At 71.6% G+C, this 17432-nt stretch carries 15 protein-coding genes; 3 read left to right on the top strand and 12 right to left on the bottom strand.

Annotated features, from left to right (window positions below):
• Positions 1–5: 5 nt before the first annotated feature.
• From KF837_06170 to KF837_06155, 4 genes are all read right to left on the bottom strand, one after another.
• A complete protein-coding gene (locus KF837_06170; protein MBX3226876.1) occupies positions 6–1724 on the bottom strand; it encodes a serine/threonine protein kinase in 1719 nt (572 codons plus the stop codon).
• A gap of 212 nt (positions 1725–1936) precedes the next feature.
• The gene (locus KF837_06165) at positions 1937–3046 is read right to left on the bottom strand and encodes a hypothetical protein (GenBank protein MBX3226875.1); all 1110 of its coding nucleotides are present in this window, start codon (positions 3044–3046) and stop codon (positions 1937–1939) included.
• 57 nt (positions 3047–3103) lie between these two features.
• Complete coding sequence (locus tag KF837_06160) at positions 3104–4099, bottom strand: D-alanine--D-alanine ligase (GenBank protein ID MBX3226874.1); 996 nt, start codon at positions 4097–4099, stop codon at positions 3104–3106.
• A complete protein-coding gene (locus tag KF837_06155; protein MBX3226873.1) occupies positions 4096–4542 on the bottom strand; it encodes a dCMP deaminase family protein in 447 nt (148 codons plus the stop codon). Before KF837_06155 ends, KF837_06160 begins: the two co-directional genes overlap by 4 nt.
• A gap of 28 nt (positions 4543–4570) precedes the next feature.
• Between KF837_06155 and KF837_06150 the strand changes: the two genes are divergently transcribed.
• Complete coding sequence (locus tag KF837_06150; protein MBX3226872.1) at positions 4571–5494, top strand: hypothetical protein; 924 nt, start codon at positions 4571–4573, stop codon at positions 5492–5494.
• 127 nt (positions 5495–5621) lie between these two features.
• On the opposite strand, the gene KF837_06145 is transcribed toward KF837_06150, so the two are convergent.
• From KF837_06145 to KF837_06125, 5 genes are all read right to left on the bottom strand, one after another.
• Positions 5622–6587, bottom strand: coding sequence for a hypothetical protein (locus KF837_06145; protein MBX3226871.1), 966 nt, complete (start codon positions 6585–6587; stop codon positions 5622–5624).
• A gap of 30 nt (positions 6588–6617) precedes the next feature.
• A complete protein-coding gene (locus KF837_06140) occupies positions 6618–7130 on the bottom strand; it encodes a hypothetical protein (protein ID MBX3226870.1) in 513 nt (170 codons plus the stop codon).
• Positions 7127–8554 carry an ABC transporter substrate-binding protein gene (locus KF837_06135; GenBank protein MBX3226869.1) on the bottom strand — a complete coding sequence of 476 codons (1428 nt, stop codon included), beginning with the start codon at positions 8552–8554 and terminating at the stop codon, positions 7127–7129. Before KF837_06135 ends, KF837_06140 begins: the two co-directional genes overlap by 4 nt.
• Positions 8555–8576: 22 nt before the next feature.
• A complete protein-coding gene (locus KF837_06130; protein ID MBX3226868.1) occupies positions 8577–10424 on the bottom strand; it encodes a serine/threonine protein kinase in 1848 nt (615 codons plus the stop codon).
• Between the two features lie 132 nt (positions 10425–10556).
• The gene (locus KF837_06125; GenBank protein ID MBX3226867.1) at positions 10557–11819 is read right to left on the bottom strand and encodes a choice-of-anchor L domain-containing protein; all 1263 of its coding nucleotides are present in this window, start codon (positions 11817–11819) and stop codon (positions 10557–10559) included.
• Positions 11820–11940: 121 nt separating this feature from the next.
• Between KF837_06125 and KF837_06120 the strand changes: the two genes are divergently transcribed.
• Both KF837_06120 and KF837_06115 read left to right on the top strand, forming a co-directional pair.
• On the top strand, positions 11941–12462 hold the full coding sequence (locus KF837_06120) for a hypothetical protein (protein MBX3226866.1): 522 nt from the start codon (positions 11941–11943) through the stop codon (positions 12460–12462).
• Complete coding sequence (locus tag KF837_06115) at positions 12459–13658, top strand: hypothetical protein (protein MBX3226865.1); 1200 nt, start codon at positions 12459–12461, stop codon at positions 13656–13658. Before KF837_06120 ends, KF837_06115 begins: the two co-directional genes overlap by 4 nt.
• A gap of 5 nt (positions 13659–13663) precedes the next feature.
• Here the strand turns inward: KF837_06115 and KF837_06110 are convergent, their stop codons facing one another.
• The 3 genes from KF837_06110 to KF837_06100 are packed head-to-tail and all read right to left on the bottom strand — an operon-like array spanning position 13664 to position 17418.
• Complete coding sequence (locus KF837_06110; GenBank protein MBX3226864.1) at positions 13664–15016, bottom strand: peptidylglycine alpha-amidating monooxygenase; 1353 nt, start codon at positions 15014–15016, stop codon at positions 13664–13666.
• A gap of 42 nt (positions 15017–15058) precedes the next feature.
• The gene (locus tag KF837_06105) at positions 15059–15982 is read right to left on the bottom strand and encodes a tetratricopeptide repeat protein (GenBank protein ID MBX3226863.1); all 924 of its coding nucleotides are present in this window, start codon (positions 15980–15982) and stop codon (positions 15059–15061) included.
• Positions 15979–17418 (bottom strand): serine/threonine protein kinase, encoded by a 1440-nt coding sequence (locus KF837_06100; GenBank protein ID MBX3226862.1) that lies wholly within the window; start codon positions 17416–17418, stop codon positions 15979–15981. Before KF837_06100 ends, KF837_06105 begins: the two co-directional genes overlap by 4 nt.
• Between the last annotated feature and the right edge of the window lie 14 nt (positions 17419–17432).

Below are 17432 nucleotides of genomic sequence, written 5' to 3'. Positions count from 1 at the left end.
TTAGCTCAGGGCGGCGGTCCCGGCAGCGGCTGGATCGTGGGCGGCGGCCACGGCTGGTCGGGCGGCCACAAGAGCGGGCGCGGCCCGGGCCACTGGAACGTGCCGAACGGCGTGACGATCGTGGTCTGCCCGCCGCCGGCGTCCTGCACCGCGACGGGGCCGGACGGCGGAGCTCCGCTGTCCTTCGGCGGCTCGGCGCCGCCGTCTTTCTTCGGCGCGACCGGAGCGGGGCCGGGCGCGGGGGCGGGCGGGTTCACCGGCGGCGTGAGCGGGTTCACGGGCGTGACCGGCGTGACGGTCGTGTTCCCGGGCGGCGTCGTCTCGGTGGGCGGCGGCGGGTTGGTCGGAAGGTCGAGCGTCGCGACCGGCGGCGTCGTCGACTTCTGCGTGCTGAGCACGTACGTGACGACGGCGCCGGCGCCGAGCAGGAGCGCGACGATGCCGAGCGCGATGACGAGCCCGTTGCCGCTCTTCCGCCGCTCCGCCGGCGGGGCGGCGTAGTGCTGCTGCGGCTGGTGCTGCTGCGCCGGCGCGTGATGCACGACCGGAGGCGGCTGCTGCATCTGCATCTGCATCGCGATCGCCGCATCGACGGCGGGCACCCCCTGCGTCGCGCCGCGCGGCGCGTGCTCGACGGACGGCTGCGGCGGCGACGGCAGCACCGACAGCGCGCTCTCGATCGGCGCGCCCATCATCGTGCCGGTCGCGCCGACCTGCGAAGGCAGCAGGGCCGGGTTGAGCGGGTTCGCGGTGTCGGCGAGCGGGTTCGCGGCCGACGTCGCGCCGATCGCGACGTTCGCGGGGTTCGCGGGGTTCGCGACGTTGGCGGGTGGCTGCTGCGAGCCCACCGCGATCTTCGCGGTGCCCTGCCGCTTGCCGCTCATCAGGTCGTCGAGCGCGACGCGCATCTCGGTCGCGGTCGCGAACCGGAGCTCGGGCCGCGGCGCCATCGCGCGGTGCACGAAGCCAGCAAGCGCGGGGTCGATCCCGGGCGCGGCTTGCACGAGCGGCGTGATCTCGCCGCGCTCCACCTTCCCGATGAGCACGCGCGGATCGGGCGCGTCGACCGGCGGCTGCCCGGAGAGCATCTCGTAGAGCATGACGCCGACCGCGTACAGGTCCGCGCGCACGTCGACCTTGTCGGCGGAGTAGGCCTGCTCCGGCGCCATGTACTCGGGCGTGCCCATGAGCATGCCCGCGACGGTGAGGTTCTTGGTCTGCCCCGTCTGCGCGGTCTTGAGCTTCGCGATGCCGAAGTCGATGAGCTTCAGCACGGGCTTGCCGCCCTGGAACGTGACGAACACGTTGTCGGGCTTGAGGTCGCGATGGATGACGCCGAGCGCGTGCGCCGCCTCGAGCGCTTGGAGGATCTGGGTCGTGTACTCGGCCGCGGTCCCGACCGGCAGCTTCTGCTGCCGCCGCACGACGCCGGACAGCGTCTCGCCCTGGAGCAGCTCCATGACGAGGTACGCCACGCCTTCGGCGGTGCTCTCGACGTCGGTGACCTGCACGACGTGCGGCGACCGGATCTGCGCCGAGACGCGCGCCTCCTGGACGAACCGCTCCGCGATGCCGGTCCTCCGCGCGAGCTCCGCGTGGAGCACCTTGATCGCGACGTGCGTACCGAGCCGCATGTGCTCGGCCTCGAAGACCGAGCCCATCCCGCCATCGCCAAGCAAGCGGAGCAGCTTGTACTTGTCGCTGATGACCTGCCCGATCTGCACGGGGAACCTTCTATCATGTTTGGGGGCTTCGCCCCCAAACCCCCACCCCAGACACGGCCCTCGCGCTTCGCGCTCGGGGCGCTTCGCGCCCGCTTTCGCGGCCGCTTCTGGGGCCCCTTTTGTGCCGGGGATGGGGGCGAACATGGACCGTGAGACGAGGCGCCGCTCGGATCGGTCTCGGTGGGTGCGTAAACGTGTCTTTACGCGCGTGGTTAGGCGGCTTCGGCGGCGCCGGTGAGCGAGATGCGGCTCACGTGCAGCACGGCTGTGGCGGTGTCGGCGTCTTCGACGGCGGCGAACATGGGCATCAGCTTCTGCTCGTCGGCGCCGCCGAAGGCGCCGCTCGGAGAGAAGGCGCGGGCCTGCGGGCCGTCGAGGACGAGCCACATGTCGCGCTGCGAGCTGCCCTCGCGCAGCGGCGCGGTGATGACGTACGCGATGCGCTCGCGATCGAGGTGGAGCTCCTCGCTGCCGCGGCGGATGAGGACGCGGCGATCGGTCACGAAGTAGCGCGTCGCGCGCGTGAGGCGCCACGGGCGAAGGAGCGCCGAGTAGCCGACGAAGACGGCAACGGAGCAGAGCAAGAGGACGACGAGCGCGACGCCGCCGACGAGGACGCCCGCGGTGAAGGGCGGGAGCGCGTGCGCGCGGAGGACGCGCGTGACCGGCGGGGCGGAGCGGAGCGCGACCCAGACCGCGGCGAGCGCGAGGAGGACGCCCGCGGCCGCGGTCGCGACGCGGCGCGCGGTCCAGCGCGAGGCCTGCGGGCGCGCGGACCACAGCACGCGCTCGCCGTCGTCGAGGCGCTGCGCGAGCGGGCGCGTGCCGTCGCCGAGCGGGGCGCCCGGGACGATGCCGCGGACGATGGCCCAGAGGCGATCGGGCGCCTCGACGTCCGCGAGCGTGACGGTGAGCGTCCGGCGGAGCGCGCCGGTCGGGACCGCGCGCTCGAGGACGAGGTCGCCGATCTCGTTCCCGCTCCAGCGGATGACCGCGTAGCTGATCGCGTCGCGCTCGATGGAGCGCCGCAGCCGCCCGCGCTGCCAGATCACGTGCTTCGTCGTGACGACGTAGCGGACCTGCGACCGGAACCACAGCGGCAGCCGCCACGCCGCGAGCGCGAGCGTGGCGCACCAGGCGGAGAAGCCGACGAGGGACCCGACCCCTTGGTGGAGCCCCGTCGAGATGACGACCGCGAACGCGAGCGCGACCGCGGACATCGTCGCGGCGACGACGGCGGCGAGCTTGAAGGCGCCCGGGACGGAGACCACCTTCGGCCCTCCGCTCCAGATGACCTCGTCTCCGTAAAGGGAATCGCGCATTTGCGAGGGGCCATCGCTAGAGACCAATGGCCCTTCAATCAGCTTGGGCCGGCCCGACTATCTCGGCAAGGGGAGCGGGGCGTTCCGGCGGGTCGGGCCGCGCTCGAAGGCGGCCGTGGCGAGCCGGTCGCAGAGCTCCGGCATCGGGATCCCCGCGACGCCGGCCGCTTCCGGATAGAGGCTCGTGTCGGTGAACCCCGGCATCGTGTTGACCTCGAGCAGGGTGGGCTGTTCCCCGACCACGAAGTCCACCCGCGACAGGTCCCGGCAGCCGAGGGCGCGGTGCGCCATGACCGCGAGCTCGCGGACGCGCGCGACGAGGGCGTCGCCGAGCGGCGCCGGGCAGAGGTGCTCGCTCCGCCCCGGCGCGTAGCGCGCCTGATAGGTGTAGAATGCATCGTTCGGCGCGCGGATCTCGGTCGGCGGCAGCGCCTGCGCCTCGGCGTGGTGGAGGTCGAGGACCCCGCAGGTGACCTCGCGCCCGGTCGCGAGCGCTTCGACGAGCGCGGTCTCGTCCACCGCCCACGCCGCGTCGATCGCGGCCGCGATCTCCTGCGCCGCGCCGCCCGCGTCGAAGCGCGCGACGCCGATCGCGGAGCCGTTCGAGCACGGCTTCACGACGACCTTGCTCCCGAGCTCCGCGATCGCGCGCTCCGCCTCCGCCGCGGCGCTCCGCGCGCCGCGCTTCGCCGCGAGGCCCTTCGCGATCGGGAGCCCGGCGTCGGCGAAGAGCACCTTCGCGACGCGCTTGTTCATCGCGAGCGCGCTCGCGAGCACGTCGGACCCGACGTAAGGGAGCTCGAGCACCTCGAGGAGGCCCTGGAGCGATCCGTCCTCCCCCACCGCGCCGTGGGCGACGGGGAACACGAGCTCGAAGCCGCCGGTGCGCAGCGACTCCGCGAGGTGGCCGTTGAGCTCGAGCCGCACCGGGCGGTGCCCCGCCGCCGCGAGCGCCTTCGCGACGCTCGCCGCCGACGCGCGGCTGACCTCCGCCTCCGAGGTCGGTCCGCCCTGCACGACGGCGATCGCGAGGCGCCGCCCCTTCCCTGTCACGTCGTCACCGGGACCGGCTTCGAGAAGTCGACGAGCTCGATCCCGACCTGCTTCGAGAAGTCGTAGATCTTCGAGTCGCGGTAGAACTCGCCGAAGATGATGCGGTTGATGCCGGCGTTCGCGATGAGCCGGAAGCAGCCCCAGCAGGGCGAGGCCGTCACGTAGATGTGCGCGCCTTCGATGCGCGTGCCGGTGCGCGCGGCCTGGACGATCGCGTTCGCCTCCGCATGCACGGTGCGCACGCAGTGCCCCTCCTCCATGAGGTGGCCCTCCTCGTCGCAATGAGGCAGCCCCTTGATCGAGCCGTTGTACCCCGTCGCGAGGATCGCGCGATCGCGCACGATGACGGCGCCGACGAACTTGCGGTCGCAGGTCGAGCGCGTCGCGACCTCACGCGCGATGTTCATGAAGTACTGGTCCCAAGAAGCCCGCTCTCTCGCCATGGCCGGCATCTTCTCATAGACTCCGGTGATGCGCTGGGCACGGACGGCAGCGATCGCGATCGTCCTCGCGAGCGGCGTGAGCGGCGTGAGCGGCGTGGTCCACGAGGCGCACGCGAAGCCGACCGCGCCGAAGGAGCCGCCGCCGGCCGAGGTCGAGGTCGCGGAGCAGCTCTACTCGAAGCTCGACTACGAGAAGGCCAACGACGTCGCGCTCCGCGTGCTGAAGAAGCAAGGGCTCACCCACGACCAGCTGATCCGCGCGACGAAGATCCTGGCGATCACGTACGCCGTCCTCGACAAGGAGGAGGAGTCGCGCGACGCGTTCATGAACCTCCTCGTCTACGACCCCGAGCTCACGGTCGACTCCGCGCTCGGGCCCAAGGTGTCGGGGCCGTTCATGGAGGCGCGCGGGCAGTTCCGGCAGCTCCCGACCAAGCCCGGCCTCGAGGTCACCGCGAACGTCCGCACCGAGGGCGGCCAGCTCCGCGTCACGACGCGCGACCCGACGAAGCTCGCGAAGAAGGTCACCGTCGGCTGGCGCTGGAACGGCGCAGGCGACTTTTCCGTCTCTTCCGTCAATATCGGCGATAGCATCGTCGAGGTCGCCTCCGCCCCCGCCGGCAAGACGCGCCTCGACTACTACGCGCAGGCGCTCGACGAGCGCGACGGCGCCGTCTTCGAGACCGGCAGCCCCTCCGTCCCGAAGAGCATCTTCGCCGAAGCCGGCGCCCGCCCCACCGGCGCCGCGGGCAAGAGCGGCACCACGACCGGCCCCCAAGGCGAAGACAAGAAGGGTGGCTCCATCTTCGGCTCCCCCCTCTTCTGGGTCATCACCGGCGCCATCGTCGCCGGCGGCGCCGCAGGCACCTACTTCTTCCTCCAGGGCCAAAACCCCCCGACGAGCGCCCAGCTCTCCCCCACCATCCGCTGCGGCACCGACCTCTGCAAGTAACCCGGCCCCAATCGCCCGCCCCTCGCGGGCCCCCTCTCTCGGGGGTCCGGGGGCGTCGAAGCACGCGCCCCGCGCGTGCGAAGAAACCCCCGGCGGGAGAGCTCGAGAGGGCAGAGCCCTCTCGAACTCAAAGAGCCGTGTAGAAGGCGACGACGCTGACGTCGGCGTTCGAGTCGAGCTTGAGGCCGGCGTTGAGGGCCTTGGCTTGGGCTTCGTCGAGGACCTTGCCGAGGAAGGGGGTGTCGGTCGTGAGCGTGCCGAGGATGCCGCAGGTCACCTCCGTCGACTTGTCGGCGCCGCGGGCGAAGATCGCGAACGCCCCGCCGGCGGCGACGGGCTGGTCCGGCTTCAGCGTCGCCGAGGCGCCCTTCGTGATCGCGACCGGGCCGAGCGTCACCGTGCGGAGCTCGTCCTTCACGAAGTAATAGACGCGCGCCTTCGTCGTCGACGCCGAGCCGATGAAGCCGACGCCGAACCGCGCGTCGTCGCGGCGGAGCACCACGTCGTGCTCGACGAGGACGTCGTCCTGCTCGCCGCGCAGCGTCTTGAAGATCGCGTCGCGGACCGGGCCCACGATGCTCGACGTCCCGGTGAGCCCCGACCTCTTGCACAGCGAGAGCGCCTCGTAGCCCGCCGCCATCGACGTCGCGAAGTCCGCCACCGCCCCGTCGTCGTCGTAGACCGCGACGCGCACGTTGCAGCCGACGACCTCGGGGTCCGTCTGCGGGATCGCCGCGAGGAGCGGCGGATCCTTCAGCGCGATGTTCGTCATCCACTCGAGGTCGCCGCAGCGGTGGGGCGGCGCGCCGTTGGGGAGCCCGTACGTCGCGCCCCACGTGACGCCGCCGCCCTTCGTCTCGAGGGTGGGGATCGACCACCAGTAGATCTCGCCGTCGCTCCAGAAGTCGGTGTCGTCGATGACGTAGACCGCGAGGAGGTAGACGCCGAGGACGCCGCGTTTGTCCTCCGTCAACGCGAGCAGCTCCCCGCGGACCGCGTCCTCCGACTTCACGTTCAGTTTGTCCGCGAGCTCCTCGGAGAGTCCGGGCCGCGAGCGATTGGCGAGCTGAGCCCCGAGCGCGTCGTAGTTCATGGGCCTAGGCTACGACGAGCGCGCCGCGATTCAGAGACACTTCTCGTCGCAGAACTCGCCGACGGAGGCGCACCTCGTCTGCGGGACGGGCTGGCTCACGTTGACGAGGCGCACCGGGATCGAGATCGGCGCGTCGCCCTCGCCGATCGTCATGATCGCGCAGCCGATCATGAAGTCCTTCAGCTGATCCTCCGAGTCCTGCCGCTGCGCGACGGCGAGGAGCGCGTGCTCGCCGTACGGCAACGTCAGCGGCAGCCGCCCGCCGAGCATCGCGCAGATGTTCACCGGCCGCTCCGGCGGGTCGATGCTCGGCGTGAGCGTCTCCGGGCTCGTCTGCCGCTTCGTGATGAGGTCCTGACAGAGCGAGCCGCGATCGGCGCTCCCGACGTCGAAGACGAGGACCTGCACGAAGTCGGTCGCGACCGCGGCCGCGGTCGACGGGAACGCGATCGTGTACGTGCCCTTCGACGGCGGAGGGTCCTGGCACGCGGCCACCGTCACGAGGCCGAGCGCGAACGCGACGAGCGTGACGAGCCGCTTCACCGCACCTGCTCCACGAGCTCCTCGGTGGTGAAGCGCGCCACGGTCTTGTAGACGATCTTCTTCGTCGTCGCCTCCCGCACCGCCTGCCAGACGATGAAGCCGCCGTTCACGTTGCCGTTCGACTGGAAGTCGACGTTGCCGGACGCGCCCTTGTAGTCGATGTCCCCGCCGCCCCGGAGCTCGACGAGGCCCTCGGTGATCTCCGACGGCGAGATGGGGCGGCCCGGCGGGGCGGAGACCTCCTTCAGCGCGTCGCGGATCGCGGCGCGATCGGTGGCGGTGCCGGCCTTCTGGATCGCGAACGCGATGAGCACCGCGGCGTCGAAGGCGTTGGCGGTGAAAGCGGGCGCGTCGTCGGTCGGGCGGAGCGGGAAGTACGACGAGTAGATCGTGCGGAAGCGGTTGTACTCGCTCGTGCCGGGCTGCGTGTCCGGGTTCGTGCCGAAGACGCCCTCCGCGGTGGAGGCGCTCGTGTCGTCCGCCTCGTCCTGGCGGCTCTTCGCGAGGAAGGCCGACGTGTACACGCCGTCGGTGCCGATGATGAAGAAGCCGCTGTCGAGCGCGGCGTAGCCAGGGGCGGCCTTGAGGTCGGCGACGAACTGCGCCGCGACGTCGTCGTACGTGATCAGCGCCATGCACTGCGGCTTCTTCTCGAGGATCGGCCCGACGACGTCGGCGTAGCTCGACGCGGGCGCGACCGCGACCTTCAGCTCGGCGACGATCTCCTTGTTCGGGCCGCGCTTCGGGAAGCTGTCGGTGATGACCTTCGCCATCGGCACGCCGTACGCGTTGTCGATGTAGACCAGCGCGAGCTTGTCGCAGGTGGCGCCCACGACGCCCGCGTCCGCCCCGACCGCGCCGACGCCGGCGTCGCCGAGCCCGCCGGGCGTCTTCGTCGCGAACAGGATGACGGCCGCGCCCTGGAAGTCGTCGGCGGGCGTCGTGCGGAAGAGATAGCGATCCTTCGCCGGCTGGATCGTCGTGAGCTCCGTCGACGTCGCCGACGGCGAGATCTGGATGATCTGCTTCTGGAAGAGGACGTCCTGCGTCGCCTTCACCTGCCCGCTCCCGACCGGGCCGATGACGGCGGCGACGTCGCGATCGGCGAAGCCCTGCGCGACGCTCTTCGCGAGGTCGGCCTCGTCGCTGCCGTCGTCGACGACGTCGAACACGACGCGCCGGCCGAGCAGCCCGCCCGACGCGTTGATCTCTCCCTCCGCGCTCCGGATCGCGTCGCGGATCGGCGCGGCGACGCTCGCGAGCCCCTTCGTGAGGCCGAGCGAGACGCCGATCGTGATCGGCGGCTCGGCCGACGGCTTGGGGGCCTCCTTCGCGCACGCGCCCAGGAGCGGCGAGGCCGCCGCGACGGCGCCACACGCGAAGCAGGCGCCCACCACCGCGAGTCGTGCCGTCACGAGCCCCATCGCCGCGGATTATCGCACGGATCTACTTGAAGCCGATGTTCTTGGGCGTCGTCTCGCCCGGCTTGATCTGGACCGTGGCGTTCGTCTTCTGCCCCGTCTCGCCGTTCTCGAACGTGAGCGTGTGCGTCCCGGGGCTCATCGCGATCTTGTTGCACGGCGTGACGGCGCAGATGACCTTGCCGTTCTCGGTGACCTTCGCCCACGGATACGAGCTCACCGTCACGTAGCCGGGCTCCTCCGCCGGCCCCGGCGACGGCGCGGCCGGCTTCGAGACCGGCGCGGGCGAGGGGCGCGGCGTCGGCTGCGGCGCGGGCCGCGGACTCGCGACCGGCTTCGGGGCCGGGGCCGGGGCGGGCGAGGAGCTCACGATCTCGATCGGCGCGTTGATCGTCTCGACCGCGGTCGGCTGCGGCGCGGTCGACGTCGCTTCGGAGGGGGTCGGGCTCGGGGTTGGAGGGGGCGCCGCGGCGACGGGGCCGTCGATGACGGAGCTCTGGCGCTTCCACCCGAACAAGATGATGAGCAGCGCGGCGAGGACGAAGCAGCCGATCGTGATGACGATGAGGAGCGCGTTCGAGCGTGGCGCCGGCTCCTGCATGCTGCCGAGGTGGGGCGACGACGACGGCATCGGCGGGAACGACCCCACGCCGGACGGCGTCGACGGCGGGAAGCTCGGGAAGTTGGACGGGTTCGAGGAGAGGCCGCCGTAGTTCGCGATGACGCCGCTGCCGCTCCCGCTGCCGCTCGTGCCGAGCCGCATCAGCGCGCCGCTGATGTGATTGCCGTCCTGCGCCATCCGCTCGAGCGACTCCTGCGTGAGCGCCTGGAGCTCCTTCGTGTTCGTCGCCGCGTTCACGTTCGCCATGTGGCGCTGGACCTGCGCCTGCACCTCGGCGCGGACGCTGCCGAAGAGCCCGTTCATCTGGCGGCTCACCTCTTCCTGGCGCGCCGGCGCGGGGCAGCGCGCGAGCCACGCCTCGAGCGCGGAGCGCATCTCGCCCGCGGTCTGGAAGCGGTGGCTCGGATCCTTCTCGAGCGAGATCGCGACGATGCGATCGAGCTCCATGTCGATGCCCGGCGCGATGTCGGCGATGTGCGGGATCGGCTCGTTCATCAAGCGATGGAGCGTGTTCGCCGCGTTCTCGCCCGTCATGAGCCGCTGCTGCGCGAGGAGCTCCCACAGCACGATGCCCATCGCGAAGAGGTCCGATCGCAGGTCGATCTTCTGCCCCATCGCCTGCTCGGGCGACATGTACGCGACCTTGCCTTTGAGGATGCCTACCTCGGTCTCGGTCGAGGACGTGTCGGCCTTCGCGATGCCGAAGTCCATCAGCTTCGTGTGCCCGTCGTAGGTCACGAAGATGTTGTGCGGGGACACGTCGCGATGGATGACGTTGAGCGATCGCCCGTCGTAGTCGCGGAGCTCGTGCGCGTGGCCGAGCCCCGCGAGCGCGTCGGCGACGATGCGCGCCGCGAGCTCGGGCGGCATGCGCTGCTTGTTGCGAACGAGCTCCTTCTGCACCTTGTTGAGGGACTGCCCCTCCAGGTACTCCATCGCGATGAAGTAGACGCCGCGCTCTTCGCCGACCTCGTAGGTGTGGACGATGTTCGGATGGTTGAGGCGCGCCGCGAGCCGCGCCTCGTCGAGGAACATGTTCCGAAAGGCGACCTCTTCGGCGAGCGCGGGCCGCAGCCGCTTGACGACGGCGAGCTTGTTGAACCCCATCTGCCCGCGCGCGACCGACAGGAACACGTCGGCCATGCCCCCTTTGCCGAGGCTCGCGAACAGCTGGTATTTCCCGAACTGTGTGACGGCAGCCGCCTTCTGATAGGCGGACGACGGTCGATTGCTGCGCGCCGTTCCGCTCACCCTAGATGGAGTATCCGCCGGTGGGATACCCGGTCAAGGCGAGGGGGAGGAAAGGGGCCCCAGAAAGCGGCCGCTCAAGCGGTCGCGAAGCGCCCCGAGCGCGCAGCGCGAGGGCCCTGACGTTGAAAAGCCCTACTTGACGTCGGTCGGCGCGGTGGCGGTGGTGCCCGAGTCTTCGAGGGAGAACTTGAAGTCGTCGATGAGCACGGTCGTGTCCAGGGCGCCGTCGCCGGAGTCCCACACCGCGAAAAGCAGAGTGATTTCTTCACCTGGCGTGACGGGGGCGGTGGTGGTGAGCCAGCCGGTGCCGCCGCCGCCGGGGTCGCCGGTCGGCTTGTTCTTATCGAGGCCGGTGCCCTTGAGCGCGGCCACGCCGTCCTCGCACGCGAACTCGCGGTCGGCCTGCGTGCCGGCGCCGTTGTCGCCGATGCGGTAGGTGCCGGGCTTGCATGCGCGGAAGAGACCGCTGTTGACGCCGATCGGGTTGTTCTCGCTGTCGAACGCGATGTTGCCGTCGGGCAGGCCGGCCGGGATCGGCGACATCATCGTGACGAAGAAGTCGTTGTATTTCGAGCAGACGTACCGCGGGAACTCCTCCGTCAGGAAGAAGTGCTGGTAGCTGAACGACTTCGCGTTCGACGGGACGCGGATCTTCACCTCGAGCGCCGCGCCGTCGTAGGCCTTCGTGCTCGGCGGCGAGTCCGGGACGTCGGTGCACGACGACGACTCCTTCGGGTACCCGTCCGGCGTGCCGTGGGACGGCGGCGGGACCAGACCGCCGAGGCCGCCACCGCCGCCCGCGGTGAAGGTCGCCGCCTTGCCGGTCGAGAGGACGAAGAGCGACGAGCCCTCGCGCGGCTTGTTCGTGCCGAACGTCGACGCGGCGCCGACGCCGTCGAGCTTCGTGAGCTTCTTGCCGTCCGGCTTCACGAGCTTCGCGTTGATGATGCCCCAGCTCACGCCGTCCGACTTCTTGCAGAGGCCCATCGCCGCCGCGGCCTCGTAGCCGTCGCCGATCTCCGTCGCGCCGTCGCACGACTCCGGCTCGTCGTCCGGGGTACCGCTGCAGTCCTCGTCGATGCCGTTGCCGGGGATGTCGCGCGCGCCCTTGTTGATCGTCTTGTTGCACTCGTTGCAGTCGTTCTTCAGCGGGTAGCCGTCGCCGTCGTAGTCGGCCTCGGGATCGCCGTCGCCCGTGTTGTTGATCCCGCACTCGGAGGTGGGGATCGAATCGCCGACCTGGCTGTCGCCGCCGATGCCGCCGGGGCCCTGGCCCGGCTCGGTCGGCGCCTTGTCCGTCGCGAAGCCGCTCCGCTGCGAGGCCGAGCTGCACGCGATCGCGAGGAGCGCCACGACGAGGGAAGAGCCGATTCCAAACGAGCGTAGATTCATCATGCGCGGCGGCCCCTGTGCCATGAACACGGCGTCACGGCCATGCCATCTTTTGGCGGAGACGCTGCTGAAATCTCCGGGAAAGACCATCGACGCCGGGCCAAAGGCCCTGTAAAGCCGCCCCATGCGCGCGAAACTGGCTGGGGTGCTCATCCTCGCGGGATGCCTCGCTTTTGCTGCAGCAGCGACGGGGGACGACCGGAGCACGGCCGAGGCCACACTCAAAGAGGTGGCCGCTTCGCCGAAGAAAGACGTCGCAAACGAGTACGTGACGCGATCTCGCGCCGCACTCGAACGCGGGGCCCAGCTGCGGACGAAGGGCGACGAGGCCCACGCCCGCCTCGCCGACGCGGTCGCCAAGAGGTGGGCCGACGCGGCGCGTGACGCGGCGAAGGCCGCCGTCGTCGAGGAGAGCGCCGTCACCGCGCGCCTCCGGGCGACCGACGCCGGCCTCGTCTCCGATCGCGAGCGCGCCCTCCTCGAGGAGGCCGTCGCGCAGAGCGGCCGCCTCCGCGCCCAGCTCGAGGCCGCGCCCGGCAAGGAGAAGGAGCAGCCCGCCCGCACCAGCGCCGCCGCGAACATCACCGACGGCGGCGCGCCGAAGCCGAAGGCCGCGCCGGCCCGCGACGCGGGAGGTGCGCAGTGACGTTCTTTTTCAGGGCCTCGCACGAGGCACCGGCCGTTCGCTACGTCTTCGGTCTGGGGCGCTGGCGGGTACTGCCTTTTGCCGCGCTGGGGTTCCTGTTCGCCCTCACGTCCGCGTGCGGCGGCGCGACCGTGTCGGGCATCGCGCGCGTCGCCGAGGCCGATCGCGCGCGCGCGAGCCTCGACGGCCGCGACGCGCAGACCCTCGCGCCGCTCGCCTTCGCCGAGGGCGACCAGGCGCTCCGCGCCGCGAAAGAGGCAGAGAAAGCGGGGGACTCGATCGGCGCCGAGCTCCACGCCGAGCGCGCGATCGCGTCGTACCAGCACGCGATCGCGCTCGCGCGCCTCGCCCGCGCGACGGAGGAAGAGACGCAGGCGAAGGACGCGCTCGCGAAGAAGGAGGACGAAGGCCAGCGCTTCGCCGCCGCGCGCAAGGCGGCCGAGCGCGAGGCGGACGACCTCGACAAGCAGCTCAAGATCGCGCGCGAGGCGCTCCAGCCCGCCGCGAGCGGCCCCGCCGACGCGGCGCGCGAGAAGGCCCGCCTCGTCGCCGCGCAGTCGCTCGCGACGCAGGCGCGCCTGCTCTGCAGCGCGGCGCGCATCGTCTCCCCCCAAGCCCCCGGCCTCGCCGAGGCCGAGACCGCCGCCGCCGACCTCGAGAAGAAGCTCGCCGCCGACCCGAAGCCGGCGCCGATCGACGCCGCGAGCCGCGCGCGCGCCGCGTGCCTGAGCGCGCTCACGAAGGCGCGCCGCGCGGAGAAGGCCGGCGATCCCGACGCCGCGGACGCGCTCCTCGGCGAGCTCTCCCGCGCGGCCGATCCGAAGAGCACCTTCGATCTCGCGCCCGCGCGCGACGAGCGCGGCGTCGTCGTCACGCTGCGCGGCCTCTTCAAAGGCGACAAGCTCACGACCGAAGCGGAGACGACGCTCAAGGACCTCGGGCGCATCGCCGCCGCGCACCCGACCTTCGGCGTCCAGGTCGTCGTCCACGACGCCTCGACCCCGACCGCGGCGGAGACCGCGAACGACACGAAGCGCGCCGACGAGATCACGAAGGCGCTCGCCGCCGGCGGGGCGCCCGCCGCGAAGACGAAGGTGGAGCAAGCCGGCGCGCGCGCGCCCGTCTTCGATCCCGCCGACGCGAAGCGCCGCGAGAAGAACGCGCGGATCGAGATCGTGTTCGTCGCGGGGAGCTGAGCGCTTCACTCCGGCGTGCACAGCGAGAGCGTCGCCGGCGTCACCCACGTGAACGGCACGCCGATCGAGAGCTCCTTCACCGCGGGGTAGTACCCGATGAAGTTGAAGCACATCTCGTCGTTCGTGCCTTCGCCGAAGCCGAGCGTGAGGTCGCTCGGGTTCTTCCATCCGCAGCGCGTCCGGAGCACGTCGCCGAGCTGCACCTTCTTGTCGATCGGGAAGTTCGCCTGCGCCTCGAACGAGAACGCCTTCTGCTCGAAGACCGGCTCCGGCGTCCCTCGTCCGAGGTTCGGCAGGCGCTCGGTCGTCATCGACGCGCCGCGCGTGTGCATGTGCGGCGACGCGTTGAAGAAGGTCGCGCCGTTGAGGCGGTGGTCGACCGCGTAGTCGCAGCGGATCGTCGTCTCCGAGCGCGGCGGGATCGCGAACGAGATCGAGCCGAGCGCCATCACGCCGGCGTCGTTCGGGCGGAGGTCCTCCGTCGTGCACAGCTCGTAGCCGCTGCGATCGGTGCCCGTCTTCGCGGTCGCGTTGTTGTAGTGCATCTGGATCACCCAGTGCGTCGCGCCGGCCTCCTCCGGGAAGCCCGCCTCCTTCGGGAGCTCGAGGTTGTCGCCGCCCGGCGCCCAGCCCGCGACGAGCTTCCACGCCGCGGAGCCGAAGGCCTCGCACGGGAACGGATCGCCGCTCACCGCCGTGTTCGATTGGAAGAGGAGGATGTGATGCACGATCTTCGCGTTGTCGACCTTCGGCGCGAGCGCGGTGATGTGGCGCTTCTTCGCGAGGTTCACGTCGACGCCGAAGCACACGTACTGATCGAGCGCGGAGCCGGGCTCCATCACGAAGTCCTTCTTCGCGGTGAGCACCGTGTCCGGCGTGCACGAGAGCGCCTTCACGCCCGCCTCCGGCGCCTTGCCGGTGCACGTCGCGTCGCTCGCCGGCGCGCCCGCCTTCACCCACCCGTCGTAGGTCGCGCGCGCCTCCGCCGTGAGGCGCGGGTTCGGGCTCGGCGGCATCGGCCGCGCGTCGTCGGCGATGCGCTGCCCGACGAGGTCGAGGACCTTGCCGGCGCCGCCGGGCCCCGGCCGCTGGAGATCGTCCCACGTGACGAGCGGCACGCCCGCGCCGTACGCCGGCTGCGCGCCGTGGCAGGTCTGGCAGGGCTTGAGCACGGCGTCGACGTCGCACGGGAGCCCCGTCTTCGTGGTCACGATCGGCTCGCCGTCCGGCGTCGTGCCGATCGGCTCCGCCCCACCGTCCGGGCCCTTCGCCCTGTCGCGCTCGGTCGCTTCGAGGGCGGCGCCGTCCCCGCATCCAGCGAGCGCGAGGAGGACGACGACGGTGCGAACGAGGTTCATGCCGACCATTGGAGCAGGTGGCGTGCCACCCGCAAATGCCGGTCAGAACGTGAACGATCGGATCGACCGGGTCTTCGCGCTGGTCACTCCCGTGTCGAGCAGATGGAGGACGATGCCGGCCCCCAGCACGACGGCGCCCACCGCGATCCCGATCGTGCTGACCATCGCGAACGTGCGCGCCGAGCCCACGTCCGCGTTCGTGTCGCGCCGGATGTCCTCGCTCGCGCAGGTCGCGCCGGGGCAGCGGTCCTCCACGTCGGACCACTTCGAGAACGAGAGCCCGCCGAACACGAGCCCGCCGGCGAGGAGCGCGCCGCCGCCGATCTCGAGCCCGAGCGGCAAGTACGACGTCCGCTTCTCCGGCGGCGGGGGCGGCTTCGCGGGCTCGAGCTTCACGAGGCGCGGCACCTTGATCGTCGCCTCCGCGCCGTCGCTCGCGTTCACGGTGCCGTCCCACGGCTCGTGCTCCGGCGCGCTCGCGTGCACGCGCTGCGGACCGGCGTCGACCGGGACCGCGCGATCGAGCACGTTCGCGTCGACCACCTCGCCGTTGCGCGTGACGGCGAGCCCCGGCGGCGGCGACTCCACCACGATCGTGAGCCTCGCGAGGCGCGGCTCGAGGCGCGCGGCGTCCGCCTTCGCGATCGCCGCGCGCTGGGTCTGGTTCTGCACGTTCGCGAGGCTCACCGCCTGCTGGTACGCCGCCCACGCGCTCGCGGTGCGGCCGAGGCGCTCGTAGCAAGAGCCGAGGTTCAAGAGCGTGCCGACCGCGGGATCGAGGCCCTGGCTCTTCGAGAAGAGATCGCACGCCCCCGCGACGTCGCCCTTGTCGAGCAGGCCGCGCGCGTCGTTGAAGAACGCCTCGGCCTGGATCTTCGCCGGCGGAGGAGAGGCCTGCGCGCGGGCGGTCGCAGGCGCGAGCAGCACGAGGATCGTCGTGAGCGCCGCCAGCCAGCGACGCGTCATCGATAGCTCCGCGGATCCGCCGTGCTCGAGGCCGCCGCGGCGGGGTGCGGCGCGCGCGGTCGTTGCTTCCGGACGTGCGTGCGCGCGCCCGCGTCGTTCCCGAGCGCGACCGGGACGGGCTCCTCCAGCTCGATCTCGGAGACGTCCTCCTCGACCGACGCGACCGACGCGACCGAAGGCGGCGGCAGCGGCGCCGGGGCGCTCGGAGCGACGGCGGAGAACCGAGGCGCGAGCGGCCGCTCGCGCACGATCAGCCACCCCACCACGATCGCGGAGGAGAACCCGAACGTGGCGGCGAGCATGATCGCGACGAGGCGCGTGCGCGATCGCCGCGCGACCGGCGCCGGAACGAGCAGCGGCGGCGGCGCGAAGCTCGGCTGCGTGAACGGCACCGCGACCGCGGCGACGCTGCCGCTCTTCTCGGACATCGGCGTCTGCGTGTCGGGGTTCTTCGCGAGCTCGGCCATCAGCTCGTCGAGCGAGAACGACTCGCCGCGCGGGGTCGCGCGGACCATCTCGGCGCGCTTCGCGAGGCGGTGGGCCGCGATCTGGCGGACCCAGACGCCGACGTCGTCGTCGGAGGCCTTCTCGAACGGCTCGAGATCGAGGATCAGCTCGCGCGCGGAGAGGTGCCGCCTTCCGAGATCGCCGCTCGTCGCGCGCAGCACGATCTCGTCGAGCTCGGGCGGGATGCCGGCGTCGGGCGCGGCCTCGCTCGGCGGCGCGACCTGGTTCTGGATGACCGCGGTCGTGACCGCGCGCTGGTCCTCTCCCGCGAAGAGCCGCTTCCCGGTCAAGAGCTCCCACAGCACGACGCCCATCGCGTAGATGTCGACCTGCCGCGTCGCGGGCTTGCCCATCAGCTGCTCGGGCGCCATGTAGCTGAACTTGCCGCGCACCTCGCCCGGCCGCGTCGACCCCACGCGCCCGAGCGCCTTCGCGACGCCGAAGTCGATCACGCGCGCGAGGCCGTCCACCCCGACGAGCACGTTCTGCGGGGACACGTCGCGGTGCACGATCCCGAGCGGCGTGCCGTCGTCGCCGCGCGCGTCGTGCGCCGCTTCGAGGCCGCGGAGGGCGCCGCGCACGATCGCGAGCGCGATCGGACGCGGGAGCGAGGGCTCCCCCGCGTCGGCCGCGAGGCGGATGAGACCGCTCAGCGCCTCGCCCTCGATGTAGTCGAAAACGACGCTCAGCGTGCCGTTGGCCGTGACGACGTCGATGGTGCCGACTACGTTCGGGTGACGGATCTGCGCCGCGAGGGTCGCCTCGTCGAACAACGCGGCGACGAGCTCGGGATCGCTCGACACATGAGGATGGAGCTGTTTGATCGCGACGAGACGAGCGAAGCCTGCGTTCCCCTTCATCCGTCCGAGGTGGACGGTGCCCATGCCGCCCTTCGCGAGCGTGGCGAGGATCGAGTAGCGGCCGTTCATGAGCGTGGCGCCGA

It is taken from the genome of Labilithrix sp. (assembly GCA_019637155.1).
In the GTDB taxonomy this organism is placed as follows: domain Bacteria; phylum Myxococcota_A; class Polyangia; order Polyangiales; family Polyangiaceae; genus Labilithrix.
Note: the sequence above shows the minus strand (reverse complement) of the source record. Positions and strands in the feature narration are given on the sequence as shown.

What these genes read in the sequence shown, in the direction of transcription:
- KF837_06105 (MBX3226863.1), bottom strand. Translation starts at nt 15,982, where the DNA reads ATGACGCGTCGCTGGCTGGCGGCGCTCACGACGATCCTCGTGCTGCTC.
- KF837_06125 (MBX3226867.1), bottom strand. Translation starts at nt 11,819, where the DNA reads ATGATGAATCTACGCTCGTTTGGAATCGGCTCTTCCCTCGTCGTGGCG.
- KF837_06145 (MBX3226871.1), bottom strand. Translation starts at nt 6,587, where the DNA reads ATGAACTACGACGCGCTCGGGGCTCAGCTCGCCAATCGCTCGCGGCCC.
- KF837_06155 (MBX3226873.1), bottom strand. Translation starts at nt 4,542, where the DNA reads ATGGCGAGAGAGCGGGCTTCTTGGGACCAGTACTTCATGAACATCGCG.
- KF837_06135 (MBX3226869.1), bottom strand. Translation starts at nt 8,554, where the DNA reads ATGGGGCTCGTGACGGCACGACTCGCGGTGGTGGGCGCCTGCTTCGCG.
- KF837_06120 (MBX3226866.1), top strand. Translation starts at nt 11,941, where the DNA reads ATGCGCGCGAAACTGGCTGGGGTGCTCATCCTCGCGGGATGCCTCGCT.
- KF837_06150 (MBX3226872.1), top strand. Translation starts at nt 4,571, where the DNA reads ATGCGCTGGGCACGGACGGCAGCGATCGCGATCGTCCTCGCGAGCGGC.
- KF837_06165 (MBX3226875.1), bottom strand. Translation starts at nt 3,046, where the DNA reads ATGCGCGATTCCCTTTACGGAGACGAGGTCATCTGGAGCGGAGGGCCG.
- KF837_06100 (MBX3226862.1), bottom strand. Translation starts at nt 17,418, where the DNA reads ATGAACGGCCGCTACTCGATCCTCGCCACGCTCGCGAAGGGCGGCATG.
- KF837_06110 (MBX3226864.1), bottom strand. Translation starts at nt 15,016, where the DNA reads ATGAACCTCGTTCGCACCGTCGTCGTCCTCCTCGCGCTCGCTGGATGC.